The 12,218-nt window shown below is 74.3% G+C and carries 11 protein-coding genes; 6 read left to right on the forward strand and 5 right to left on the reverse strand.

What is annotated here, in order from left to right; translation table 11 throughout:
• Positions 1-91: 91 nt before the first annotated feature.
• A complete protein-coding gene (locus ACIQVT_RS07020; protein ID WP_403748744.1) occupies positions 92-2,137 on the forward strand; it encodes a DHA2 family efflux MFS transporter permease subunit in 2,046 nt (681 codons plus the stop codon).
• Here the strand turns inward: ACIQVT_RS07020 and ACIQVT_RS07025 are convergent.
• The gene (locus tag ACIQVT_RS07025) at positions 2,115-2,639 is read right to left on the reverse strand and encodes a GNAT family N-acetyltransferase (protein ID WP_403748746.1); all 525 of its coding nucleotides are present in this window, start codon (positions 2,637-2,639) and stop codon (positions 2,115-2,117) included. The genes ACIQVT_RS07020 and ACIQVT_RS07025 overlap by 23 nt on opposite strands.
• Positions 2,640-2,779: 140 nt before the next feature.
• Between ACIQVT_RS07025 and ACIQVT_RS07030 the strand changes: the two genes are divergently transcribed.
• The 3 genes from ACIQVT_RS07030 to ACIQVT_RS07040 all read left to right on the forward strand — a co-directional run bounded on the left by ACIQVT_RS07030 (position 2,780) and on the right by ACIQVT_RS07040 (position 4,825).
• Entirely contained in the window at positions 2,780-3,448 is a 669-nt protein-coding gene (locus ACIQVT_RS07030) for a hypothetical protein (protein WP_403749758.1), read from the forward strand.
• Between the two features lie 4 nt (positions 3,449-3,452).
• Entirely contained in the window at positions 3,453-4,250 is a 798-nt protein-coding gene (locus ACIQVT_RS07035; RefSeq protein WP_403748749.1) for a hypothetical protein, read from the forward strand.
• Between the two features lie 182 nt (positions 4,251-4,432).
• Complete coding sequence (locus ACIQVT_RS07040) at positions 4,433-4,825, forward strand: hypothetical protein (RefSeq protein WP_403748752.1); 393 nt, start codon at positions 4,433-4,435, stop codon at positions 4,823-4,825.
• 9 nt (positions 4,826-4,834) lie between these two features.
• On the opposite strand, the gene ACIQVT_RS07045 is transcribed toward ACIQVT_RS07040, so the two are convergent.
• Both ACIQVT_RS07045 and proP read right to left on the reverse strand, forming a co-directional pair.
• Positions 4,835-5,506: an O-methyltransferase gene (locus tag ACIQVT_RS07045; RefSeq protein WP_403748754.1), complete on the reverse strand. Its 672-nt coding sequence runs from the start codon at positions 5,504-5,506 to the stop codon at positions 4,835-4,837.
• Between the two features lie 193 nt (positions 5,507-5,699).
• Positions 5,700-7,082 carry a glycine betaine/L-proline transporter ProP gene (gene proP, locus ACIQVT_RS07050; protein ID WP_403748757.1) on the reverse strand — a complete coding sequence of 461 codons (1,383 nt, stop codon included), beginning with the start codon at positions 7,080-7,082 and terminating at the stop codon, positions 5,700-5,702.
• Positions 7,083-7,489: 407 nt separating this feature from the next.
• Between proP and ACIQVT_RS07055 the strand changes: the two genes are divergently transcribed.
• A complete protein-coding gene (locus ACIQVT_RS07055) occupies positions 7,490-9,526 on the forward strand; it encodes a bifunctional glycosyltransferase 87/phosphatase PAP2 family protein (protein WP_403748760.1) in 2,037 nt (678 codons plus the stop codon).
• Between the two features lie 38 nt (positions 9,527-9,564).
• Here ACIQVT_RS07055 and ACIQVT_RS07060 read toward each other — a convergent pair whose 3' ends face one another.
• Positions 9,565-10,284, reverse strand: coding sequence for a YoaK family protein (locus ACIQVT_RS07060; protein ID WP_403748762.1), 720 nt, complete (start codon positions 10,282-10,284; stop codon positions 9,565-9,567).
• A 131-nt stretch (positions 10,285-10,415) separates the two neighbouring features.
• On the opposite strand from ACIQVT_RS07060, the gene ACIQVT_RS07065 reads away from it, so the two are divergent.
• Positions 10,416-11,666, forward strand: a complete 1,251-nt coding sequence (locus tag ACIQVT_RS07065; protein WP_403748765.1) for an alpha/beta hydrolase — start codon at positions 10,416-10,418, stop codon at positions 11,664-11,666.
• A gap of 7 nt (positions 11,667-11,673) precedes the next feature.
• Here ACIQVT_RS07065 and ACIQVT_RS07070 read toward each other — a convergent pair whose 3' ends face one another.
• Positions 11,674-12,087 (reverse strand): transglycosylase SLT domain-containing protein, encoded by a 414-nt coding sequence (locus ACIQVT_RS07070; RefSeq protein WP_403748768.1) that lies wholly within the window; start codon positions 12,085-12,087, stop codon positions 11,674-11,676.
• Between the last annotated feature and the right edge of the window lie 131 nt (positions 12,088-12,218).

Raw genomic sequence — 12,218 nt, forward strand, 5'->3', positions numbered from 1 at the left:
GGGTCTCCTCCTCGTCCGCAGGACTCAACAGGCCATAACTGGTGACACCGATCACGATGGGAAAGGCGCATCCGAGCCCCGGGAGGTCTCCATGGCCCTGGACACGCACGGCACGGCCAAGGACGTGCGGAGCGGCGAACACGTGCCGGGCAGCGTGCTGGTGCCGATCGGCGCCCTGCTGCTCGGTCTGCTGCTGGCCGCGCTGGACCAGACGATCGTGTCGACCGCGCTGCCGACGATCGTCAGCGACCTCGGCGGACTGGAGCACCTGTCCTGGGTGGTCACCGCCTACCTGCTGGCGTCGACCGCCGCGACCCCGCTGTGGGGCAAGCTCGGTGACCAGTACGGGCGCAAGCGGCTCTTCCAGACGGCCATCGTGATCTTCCTGATCGGCTCGGCGCTGTGCGGGGCCGCGCAGGACATGCCCCAGCTGATCGCCTTCCGGGCGCTCCAGGGCCTCGGCGGCGGCGGCCTGATGGTGCTGTCCATGGCCATCGTCGGCGACCTCGTGCCCCCGCGGGAGCGCGGCCGCTACCAGGGGCTGTTCGGTTCCGTCTTCGGCGCGACCAGTGTGCTCGGGCCGCTGCTCGGCGGGCTGTTCACCCAGCACCTGAGCTGGCGGTGGGTGTTCTACGTCAACCTGCCCGTCGGCGTCGTCGCGCTCGGCGTGATCGCCGTCGCCCTGCGCATCCCGCACCGGGCCACCCGCCACGTCATCGACTACCTGGGCACGTTCCTCATCGCGGCCGTCGCCACCTGCCTGGTCCTGGTCGCCTCGCTCGGCGGCACCACCTGGGCGTGGGGCTCGGCGCGGATCGTCGGGCTGGCGGTGCTGGGCGTCCTGCTGGCCGTGGCGTTCGTCGCCGTGGAGCGCCGGGCCGCCGAACCGGTCCTGCCGCTCGGCCTGTTCCGCGTCCGCACCTTCACCCTCGCCGCCGTCATCAGCTTCATCGTCGGCTTCGCCATGTTCGGCGCGATGACCTACCTGCCGACCTTCCTCCAGATCGTGCACGGCGTCTCCCCGACCCTGTCGGGCGTGCACATGCTGCCGATGGTGTTCGGGCTGCTGCTGTCGTCCACGGTCTCCGGGCAGATCGTCAGCCGCACCGGCCGCTGGAAGGTGTTCCCGATCGTCGGCACCGCCGTCACCACCCTCGGCCTGCTCCTGCTGCACCGGCTCGACGAACGCAGCGGCACCGCCGAGATCGGCGTCTCCCTGTTCGTCTTCGGGCTGGGCCTCGGCCTGGTCCTCCAGGTCCTGGTGCTGATCGTGCAGAACGCCGTCTCCTACGAGGACCTCGGCGTCGCCACCTCCGGCGTCACCTTCTTCCGCTCCATCGGCGCCGCCTTCGGCGTGGCCATCTTCGGCACGATCTTCGCCGGCCGCCTCGGCGACAAGCTCACCGCCGCCTTCCGGGGCCTGCGCCTGCCGCCCGGTGCGACCCCCGACGCGCTCGGGTCCGACCCCCGGGGCATCGCCGCCCTGCCGCCGGCGTTGCGCCCCGCGGCCCTGCACGCGTACGCGTCCGCCATCACCGACGTCTTCCTGTACGCCGCGCCCGTCGCCGCGCTCGGCTTCGTCCTGGCCTGGTTCCTGAAGGAGGACCGGCTGCGCGGCTCGGTCACCGCCCCGGACATCTCCGAGACGATCCCGCCCAACCCGGTGGAGCGCTCCTCGCACGACGAGGTGTGCCGCGCGCTGTCCGTGCTCGGCACCCGCGAGGGCCGCCGGGAGATCTACCGGGACATCACCGAACGGGCCGGCTACGACCTGCTGCCCGCCACCAGCTGGGTGCTGCTGCGCATCCGCCGGTACGGCTCCGTGGAGCCGGCCGTGCTCGCCGAGCGCAGCCCCGTCCCGCTCCAGGCGGTCATGGCCGCCGCCCGCCAGGTCGAGGAGCGGCGGCTCGCCGAGCGCCGGGGACTGGAGCTGGTGCTGACGAGCACGGGCCGGGAGGCCGCCGAACGGCTCACCCGGGCCCGCGAGGAGACCCTCGGCGAGCTGCTCGGCGACTGGTGGCAGCCGGGCCGTTCCACCGACCTGACGCAGTTGGTGCGGGAGCTGACCGGCGAACTGTGCGGGGCCGAACGCGAACGCCCGCACAACGGCACGGTCACGAAGGCCGGGGCCCGCTGAGGGACGGCGCCGGGTCCAGTTCCTTGCGGAACCAGTGCTCGGCGTAGGGGGCGTCGTTGTGCGGGCCGGTCTCGGTGTAGCCGAGCCGGGCGTACAGGGCGCGGGCCTCGACCAGGTCCGCGCGGGTGTCGAGGACCATGCGGCGGGCACCGAGGGCGCGGGCCGCCTCCTCGGCGGCGGTGACCAGCAGCGCCGCCCCGCCCCGGCCGCGCGCCTCCGCCCGCACGAACACCCGGGTCAGCTCGGCGGTGTCCGCGTCCAGCAGCCGTACGCCCGCCGATCCGGCCGGGGCGCCCGCGTACCGCCCGACGAGCAGCCGCCCCGTCGGCGGGGCGAGGGAGGTGCCCGGATCGGCCGCGATCTCCCGCTCCAGCTCGGCCGGGTCGGTGCGGCGTCCCTCGTGCAGCAGGTACCAGCGGTCGCTGACCTCCGTGTAGTAGGCGCGCCACAGGGCGGCCGCGGCCGGTGAGTCGTACGGCTCCGCAGTGATCGTCCACGTCATGCCGGCCATTGTCGGCGCGGGCCCCGCACCCTCGGCAACCGGATATCGGCGACGGCCCGGCGGAGCCCGTTTGTGGCCGGGGTTCCGGGTCACACGAAGGGTGAACCGGCCAGCGGGGCCGGTCCGATCGGAAGGCAACCATGTCCACAGGCATGATCATCGCGTTGGCCGTGATCGTGGCGGTCGTGGTCATCGGGGCGGTGGCCCTGATAGCGCGCGGCCGCGGACGGCACGGCGGGCCCAGCCTCAGGCAGCGCTTCGGCCCCGAGTACGACCGGACCGTGGCCCGGCACGACGGGGACACCAACGCGGCCGAGCGTGAGCTGACCGCGCGTCTCGAACGCCACGGAGAGCTGCGGGAACACCCGCTCGACGGCACCGAGCGGCAGCGCTGGACGGACCGCTGGACGGCCGTCCAGGAGCAGTTCGTCGACTCCCCGCGCGAGGCGGTGGCCGAGGCCGACCGGCTGCTCGCGGAACTGGCCGCGGTGCGCGGCTACCCGGGCGGCGAGCGGTACGAGGAGCAGCTCGACGCGCTGTCCGTGCACCACGCCGAACACGTCGAGGGCTACCGCCGGGTGCACCGGGCCGCCCGCCTGGGCCCGGACGGGTCCGCCGCGGGTACCGAGGAACTGCGGTCGGCGCTGCTGGACGCCCGCGCCCTCTTCGACGACCTGACGAGCACGGAGACCGGCCGGCACCGCGCCGGCGCCGGCACGGACCACCGGGACACCCCGGCCGGCACCCGTTCCCACGCCCGTACCCACAACCCGCTGGCCCTCCACCGCAGCCGGCCGAAGGAGAGCTGACGACATGCCGGACAGGACGAGCGCCACGGGCGACGACCGCCGCCCCACCCGCACCCCGGCGGACACGGGGGTGCCGGTCGGTGAGCCGGCACGCGACGACAAGTGGGCCCCGGACGACGCGGCACCGGGCCACCGCACACCGCGCGAGGCCCGGCCCGAGGAGCGGCTCCCCGGCGAACCGGCCGCGGACGGCGGGCTCACGGCCCCGGTCGGCTCCGGCCGCGAGGGGCTGACGGCCGAGGACCGCACCCCGCGGGACACGGCGGCACAGGCGCCGGACCTCACGGGCCACGCCGCGGCCGGGGCCTCCGGCCCGCTGCACGGCACCGAGGGCCTGCGCCCCGGCACGGAGGACCTGGCCCCGGGAACGACCGGCCCCGACGCGACCCCCGGCACGGCCGGCACGAGCGCGTCCGGCCTCGACGCGGCCCCCGGCACGGCCGGCACGCCCGGCCCGAGCGCGTCCCAGACGGGCGCGGACGCGCCGCTGCTCCCGCACGACGAGGCGGACCGGTGGGAACACCGGCTGCGGGAGGTCGTCGCCGGGTTCGTGGACGAGCCGAAGCGGGCGGTCGAGGAGGCCGACCGGGCGCTGGAGGAGATCGCCGCACGCTTCACCGAGGCGGTGACAGAGCGCCGCCGCACCCTGCGCACCTCCTGGCAGGGCGGCGAGGACGCCGGCACCGGCACCGGCACCGGCACCGGCACCGGGACCGACACCGGCACCGGGACCGACACCGAACAGCTGCGGCTCGCGCTGCGCGACTACCGGGAACTGGCCGGCCGCCTGCTCCACGGCTGACCCCATCCCCTCCCCCAGGGCGGCAGCACACGCTGCCGCCCTTTGCGCGTGCACGAAGACGGCCGGTGGGTTTCGGTCGGCGTGGTGGCATTGTGCCGGACGGGACCGCGCCGGGCGTTTTATCATGCGGCGGCGGTACGGCGATCCGCCCACCGCGCCAGGACGTTTCAGGGGGAACGCTCGTGCTCGAACTCACCATGGCCGCCGTCTCCGGGGAGGACGCGGGCGCCACGGCCGGCATGACGATGGCCGAGGCGCCCAGCGAGCCCGGTGCCGTGCTCCGGGTCGGCCGCGACGGGACCGTGTGCCGGCTGGCCACCCCCGAGGAGTGGCTGTTCGTCTCCCGGGTCCACCTGGAGTTCCTGTGCGGCCCGGACGGGGTCTGGCAGGTGACCTGGCTGCGCGGCTCCCAGCCGGACCCGGCGTCCGAGGTCCGGGTCACCGTCGGGGAGTACGCCCAGCCGGTCGGCTACGGCGCGAGCGTTCCGCTGCCCCGCGGCGGGTCCGGGGAGGTCGTCGTCCAGGACCGCACCGCGCCGCGCAGCGTGAACGTGGGCTTCTACCACGAGATCTGAGCCGGTCGGTCAGCCCAGCACGTGGGCCAGCGCGAAGCCGTCGTAGCCCTTGCCGCCGACGGTCTGGATCGCCGTACCGCTCAGCCGCGGGTGCGTGGCGATCAGCTCGATCGCGGCGCGGCTGCCCACCACGTCCGGCTCGGTGCTGTCCGGGTCGGCGACCCGGCCGCCGCGCACCACGTTGTCCACGACGATCAGGCTGCCGGCCCGGGTGAGCCGCAGCGCCCACTCCACGTAGCGCCCGCTGTTGGCTTTGTCGGCGTCGATGAAGACGAGGTCGAAGGGGGCCGGGTTCTCGTCAGCGAGCTTGGGCAGCGACTCCAGCGCCGGGCCCACCCGCACCTGCGCGACGCGTTCCAGGCCCGCGCGGGCGATGTTCCGGCCCGCCACCTCGGCGTGCCGGGCGCTGTACTCCAGCGACACCAGCCTGCCGTCCTCGGGCAGGGCGCGGGCCAGCCAGATGGTGCTGTAGCCGCCGAGCGTGCCGATCTCCAGGATGTTCCGGGCGCCCTGGAGCCGGGCGAGCAGGTGCAGGAGCTTGCCCTGCGCGGCCGTCACACCGATCCGCGGCAGTCCGGCCGCCTCGCTCTCCCGCAGGGCGGACCGCAGCGCCTCGTCGTCCGGTGAGAGCCGGCTGATGAAGTAGTCGTCGACGTCGTCCCACAGCTGCGACCCGCTCATAGCGCCTGCTGCCTTTCCCGAGTGTCGGTCCCGAGTCTTCCCCGGGCTGCCTGCCCCTGCCCACCCCGATCCTCCCAGCAGAGAACCCCGCACCCCCGAAGGGGCGCGGGGTTCCGCGCGACGAGCCACCGGGCAGCCGCGCCCGGCGGGGCGAGCCGCGGCCTCCGACCGTCCGCCGCGGACGGGTGGGCGGCTACCGCTCCTCGACGGCCGGGGCGGAGCCCGGCAGCGGCCGTCCGGCGGTCTCGGACATCCGCCACACCGCGAACCCGCCCACGACGGCGGCGGCCATCATGTAGTACGCGGGCATCATCATGTTCCCGGTCGCGCCGATCAGCGCGGTCACCACGAGCGGGGTCGTCCCGCCGAACAGGGACACGGACACGTTGAACCCGATGGACAGCGAGCCGTAGCGCACCCGGGTCGGGAACAGCGCGGGCAGCGCGGCCGGCATGGCGGCCGTGAAGCAGACCAGCAGCAGGCCCAGCGCGCCCATGCCGAGGGCGACGGCGAGCAGGCTGCCCTGGCGGATCAGCAGCAGCGCGGGGACGGACAGCAGCAGGAAGCCGGCGCAGCCCGCCGCGATGACCGGCCGGCGACCGACGCGGTCGCTGAGGGCGCCCGCGAACGGCTGGACGACCATCATCACCGCCATCACGCCGAGCACGACCAGCAGCCCGTGCGTCTCGTCGTACTTCAGCTCACTGGTGAGGTAGCTCGGCATGTACGACAGCAGCATGTAGTCGGTGACGTTGAAGACCAGCACCAGGCCCATGCACAGCAGCAGCGCCTTCCACTGGCCCGAGACCATCTCGCGCAGCGGCACCTTCGGCCGGGCGGCCTCGGCCTTCTCGACCTCGGCGGCGAACGCCGGGGTCTCCTCCAGCCGCATCCGCAGGTACAGGCCGATGATGCCCATCGGACCCGCGATCAGGAACGGGATCCGCCAGCCCCAGGAGGTCAGGTCGTCGGCGGAGAGCAGGGCCGTCATCAGGGTGACCAGGCCCGCGCCGCCGATGTAGCCGGCGAGCGTGCCGAACTCCAGCCAGCTGCCGAGGAACCCGCGCTTCTTGTCCGGGGCGTACTCGGCGATGAACGTGGTGGCGCCCGCGTACTCGCCGCCGGTGGAGAAGCCCTGGACGAGCCGCGCGGCCAGCAGCAGGAGCGGCGCGCCGACGCCGATCGTCGCGTACGACGGGATCAGGCCGATGGCGAACGTGCCCACCGCCATCATGATCATCGTGACGGCGAGGACCTTCTGCCGGCCGACGCGGTCGCCCAGCGGGCCGAAGACCATGCCGCCGACCGGCCGGACCAGGAAGGCCGCCGCGAAGGCGCCGAAGGTCGACAGCAACTGCGCGGTCGGGTTGCCGGACGGGAAGAAGACCTTGCCCAGGGTCACCGCGATGTAGCTGTAGACACCGAAGTCGAACCATTCCATCGCGTTGCCGAGCGCGGCCGCCTTCACGGCACGCCTGACGAGCGCGGGGTCGGTGACGGTGACGTCGCCGGTGTCACGGGCCGAGGTGGCCCGTCGTGCCTTCGGGGGCGGGTTGACGGCTGTGACGGTCGTCAAGACGGAGCTCGCCTACCTTTCGACGGGGACGGGGACGGACCCGGACGGCGTCGCTGACGTACGACGGGCCGAAAAACGACCATAGGGGCAGCTCTGCCCCTTACGTACCGTGTGGGGATCGGTGCGGCATGCAGTTAAAGGCGGGTTACGCAGGCACTCCTGCCCCATGTCACGAGGTCATTCCGCCCGACCGGTGTGATCCTTCTCGCGTCCCCGGCACGCAACCGAGGGTCACCGCGACGACCGCCGCGACTATCGTCTTCCGGACAAAACACGGACCGACGTCAGGTGAAGCGGGGGTTTCCCGCGTCCCTCCCCAGGGTGTCTGCGAGCCTCGCAGGAGGCGCGGAGACGGCCGGGCGCGCAGGGCGCCCGGCACGGCGACAGGGGCGGGAGGCCGACGAGGCGTGGGGAACGTGCGGCACAGCGGACGACCGGCGCAGGCCCTCACGAGCACGGCGGCCGGGGCGCGGCTGCGCGCCGCCCGCCTCGCCCTGTGGGCGCTCGCGGCGATCCTGGCCGCACGGCAGACGGCGGCCGTCCTGACCAGCCCGAGCGGTGATCGGCTGACCGACCTGGAGACCTGGGTCGGCCCCGAGGGCGTCCTGCACGTCAAGGGCTCGCTGTACGACTCGACGCGGTTCACCGGCACCCCGTTCGCCGGCCTCGTCCTCAAACCCCTCACCCGTTCGGCGGAGGCCGCCCTCGGTTGGGGCTGGACCTTCGGCACCCTGCTGCTGGTCGTCGCCCTCGGCCTGGTGGCCGCCCGCGCGCTGCCCCAGCCGGTCAGCCGGCGCACCTCGCTGCTGGCCGCGCCGGTCGCCATCAGCCTCCTCATGCTGTCGCTGCCGGTCCGCAGCACCCTGTGGCTCGGCCAGACCAGCGTCATCCCGGTGCTGCTCGTCCTGCTGGGCTGCTTCGCCGTCCGCGGACAGCGCGCGAGCGGCCTCTGTCTGGGCCTGGCCGCCGCCCTCCAGCCGACCGTGCTGCTCTTCGCCCCGCTGCTGTGGTTCACCGGCCGCCGCCGCGCCGCCCTCACCACGGCCGGCACCTTCGCCGCGTGCACCGCGCTCGCCTGGGCGGCCCTGCCCCACGACTCAGTCGCCTACTGGGTGCACCACATGGCCGGCGCCGGCCTCGGTGGCAAGGCCGACGGCCTCGCCAACCAGTCCCTGCACGGCGCCCTGCTCCGCCTCGGCCTCACCGGCCCCCTGGAGATCACGCTCTTCCTGCTGCTCGGCGCCGCCGTCGCCGGCCTCGCCCTCGGCCGCGCCGTCCGCTACGCCCACGACGGCCAGCTCCTGCTCGCCGTCGCGGTCACCGGCTGCGCAGCGGTCGTCGTGTCCCCGACCACCTGGCAGCACCAGCTGCTGTGGGTGCTGCTCGCGGTGGTCGGCCGGGTCGGCAGGCGCGCCTCCGACCGCTACGTCTGGCCGGTCGCGGTGATCCTCGTGACCACGCTGCCCGCGCGGATGATGCTGCCGGACATACCGGTGATGTACCCGCTGCGGGACGACCTGGTGCTCCTCGCGGCCCTGGCCGCCGCCACCGCCGTCCCCTTCCTGTCCCGCACCTCCCCCCACTACCAGGTCCCGGTCGCGCCCCGGTACGCCCCGCGGACCCCGGCCCGCTTCCGCCGCGTCCCGCTGCTGCCGGCCCTCGGCCGGGTCCTCACCCGGCCCAACCTCCTGCTGGAGCTGCTCCTCATCCGGGTCGTGTACGCCGCCTACCAGCAGGTACGGCTCGCCGCGACCGGCGGCACCAACTCCGGGGGCCGGGCCGCCGCCGAGCACCACGGCCGCCTCGTCCTCGACGCCGAGCGCTTCCTGCACATCGACATCGAGCACGCCGTCAACCACGCCGTCGTCCGGATCGGCTGGCTGCGGGGCTTCTTCGACCACTACTACGAGTCCTTCCACTTCGTCGTCCCGCTCACCGTCCTCGCCGTCCTGTACTGGCGCCGCCCCGCCGACTACCGCTGGGCCCGCGCCTCCCTCGGCTTCGCCACCTTCCTCGCCCTCGTCGGCTTCTGGCTCTTCCCCCTCGCCCCGCCCCGCCTGATGCCGGACCTCGGCATCATCGACACCGTCCACGGCGTCCAGGACTTCTCCAAGCCGGACTACGGCACCCTGACCGCCCTCACCAACCAGTACGCCGCGATGCCGTCCCTCCACTTCGGCTGGTCCCTGTGGTGCGGGATCGTCATCGCCGTCATCGCCCCGAAGTGGTGGATGAAGGCACTGGGCCTGCTGCACCCCCTGTTCACCGTCTCGGCCATCGTCGCCACCGGCAACCACTGGGTGCTCGACGCGGTCGGCGGCGCGGCGGTCGTCGGCGCGGGCTTCGCCCTGTCCTACGCCTTCCAGGGCCCCCGGACCCACCCGGCCCCCCGAACGACGACGGAGCCCGACCGCGAACCGGCACGGGAGACGACACCGGGCTGACCACCCTGTCGCCGCCCCGGTGGACGCCGGCCGTGGGTTCATTCCCGGCCGGAGGCCGTCGTCGCCACCGTGGCCGCCGCGGCCGCCGCGAGGAGGAGGGGGAGGGCCAGGCCGTGGTGGAGGACCAGCCACGCGCCCAGGGTGGCGCCGGCGGCCATGGCGAGGACCGAGGCCGTGCGGCGGGGGGAGCGGCGGCCGGTGGCGTCGCCGAGGCGGGACTCGGCGGCCAGGCCGGTGAGGGTCATGGTCAGGACGGTGGTGGTGAGGTCGGGGACGCCGAGTTTGCGGACCGTCGCGTTGCGCAGGCCCATCGCGAAGGCCGTGAGGGCGATCAGGGTGTAGCGGGCGGCGGGGTCGGTGTCCGGCCGGGCGAAGGCCACCGCGGCGGAACCGGCGACGAGCACCGCCTCCGCCGCCAGGGTGCGGCGGGCCCAGATGCGGCGCGAGCGACGGACGTGGCGGGCCGCCACCCGGCCGCCGGTCACCGCGCCGAGCAGGAAGCAGAGCAGGGAGGTGGCCGTGTGGGTCACGGAGAAGCCGGGGGCGCCGGCCGCGGCGAAGCCCAGGACGACCACGTTGCCGGTCATGTTGGCGGTGAAGACCCGGCCCAGGCCGAGGTAGCTGACGGCGTCGATCAGCCCGCTCACCACGGTCAGCACCAGCAGGACGGCCACCAGCCGCAGCCCGCGCGCCTCCGGGTCCGCCGCCGGCGCCGGGCCCGGTCCCGGTGGCGTCGGTGTCGGGTCCGGCGTCGTCATCGTTCCTCCGGGGCGTCGGTGGTGTCGGGCGGAGGTGGACAGAAGTCCACCCGGCGCGCGAAGGAAGTCCACCCCGAGGACGGGGGGCTCTCGGATGTCCCGGCGCAGCCTGCGTCCGTAGCGTTCCGGGCATGACACAGGACACGCGCGAAGTGGCGGGAAAGCAGCCCGGTCGGCCCATGCGGAAGGGCCCGGCGATCACCCTGGGCGCCCTGGCGCTGGTCGGTGCCGCCGGGATGGCACCGGGGCTGCCGGCGGGCGGCGGGCAGGGGAGCGGCGACCGGGGGGAGGTCGTGTCCGTCGTCCCGGTGGCCGCCCACAGCCGCGCCGAGATCGCCCGGAGTCTGGGGCAGCGGCACGTCGGTTCCGTACCGCTGCGCTACGGCGTCCTCGCGTACCGGGTGACGTACCGCACGGTGGACCCGCAGGGGCGGCCCACCACGGCGACCGGTCTGCTGACCCTGCCGTCGGGCGGCGGGCACCGTCTCGGCCTGGTCTCCGACACCCACGGCACCATGGCGAACCGCGCCTACGCCCCCTCCGTCGCGGAGGGCGCGCGCACCCGGTCGTACGTGTTCGCCGCCACCGGCCGCGCGGTCGCCGCCCCCGACTACCTGGGGCTGGGCGAGGGACCCGGACGCCACCCCTACATGGACACCCGGTCGGCGGTGACCGCGTCCGTGGACATGCTGCGCGCGTCCCGGACGGCGGGCCGCATGCTGGGGCGCGAACTGGACGGGGACCTCTACGTCACCGGGTTCTCCCAGGGCGGCCAGGTCGCGATGGCGCTGGCCCGGGCGGTGCAGGGCGGTGACGCGGCCGGGTTCCGGCTGAAGGCGGTGGCGCCGGTCTCGGGGCCGTACGACCTCCAGGGCACCGAGGAGCCCGCGCTGACCGACGGCCGGGTCAACGACGTCAGCGGGGTGTTCTACCTCTCCTACTTCCTCGTCGCCCAGAACCGGCTGCACCCGATCTACAAGGACCCCGCCGAGGTGTTCCGGCAGCCCTACGCCGGGCGGGTCGAGGGGCTGTTCGACGGACGGCACAAGGACGAGGACATCGTCCGGCGGCTGGCGCCCACCGTGCGGCGGCTGCTGACCGACCGCTTCTACCGGCAGCTGCGCGAGCCGTCCGGGGGGCTGCTGGAGGCGCTGCGCGCCAATGGGCACGCCTGCGACTGGAAGCCCGCGGTGCCGGTGCGGCTGTACGCGGGCGGCCGCGACACGGACGTGCCCATCGGCAACGCCCGGACATGCGCGCGCACCCTCGCCGGCCGGGGGGCGAGGGTGCGGGTGCTGGAGGTGGGCCCGGTCGACCACTTCGGGTCGGACCGGGCGGCGCTGGCCGGGATCGCGCGGTGGTTCAGCGGTGCGAGCGCGTAGGGGCGGCTCAGTACCAGCCGTTGGCCTGCCAGAAGTTCCAGGCCTGGGCGGGGCTGCCGTAGCGGGAGTTCATGTAGTCCAGGCCCCACTTGATCTGGGTGGCGGGGTTGGTCTTCCAGTCGGCGCCGGCGGTCGACATCTTCGAGGCCGGCAGCGCCTGGACCAGGCCGTAGGCGCCGGAGGAGCTGTTGGTGGCGTTGGCGTTCCAGCCACTCTCGTGCTCGACGATCCTGCTGAAGGCGTTGAACTGCGCGGCGTCCGGGATCATCTTGTGCGCGATCGCCTGGGCCGAGGAGTCGGAGGAGGAGGCGGCCTGGGCGGGCGCCGCGGAGAGCGCCATGCCGGCGGTGGCGGCGGCCAGCGCGACGGTGGTGAGGGCCTTCTTCGGAGTGGCGATGCGGCGGATGAAGGAGACGGACACGGAGAAACCTCTTCAGTGGGGGACGGTGGGTCACCCGCATGGAAAGGACCACGCACTGTGGCCGCATGCGGTGGCGCCGCAGCCCCTGGGGGCTCGTGGTGCCTGGCGACGTCCTCCAGAGAAACAGCCGC

Source organism: Streptomyces sp. NPDC100445 (assembly GCF_044759735.1).
Lineage (GTDB): Bacteria > Actinomycetota > Actinomycetes > Streptomycetales > Streptomycetaceae > Streptomyces.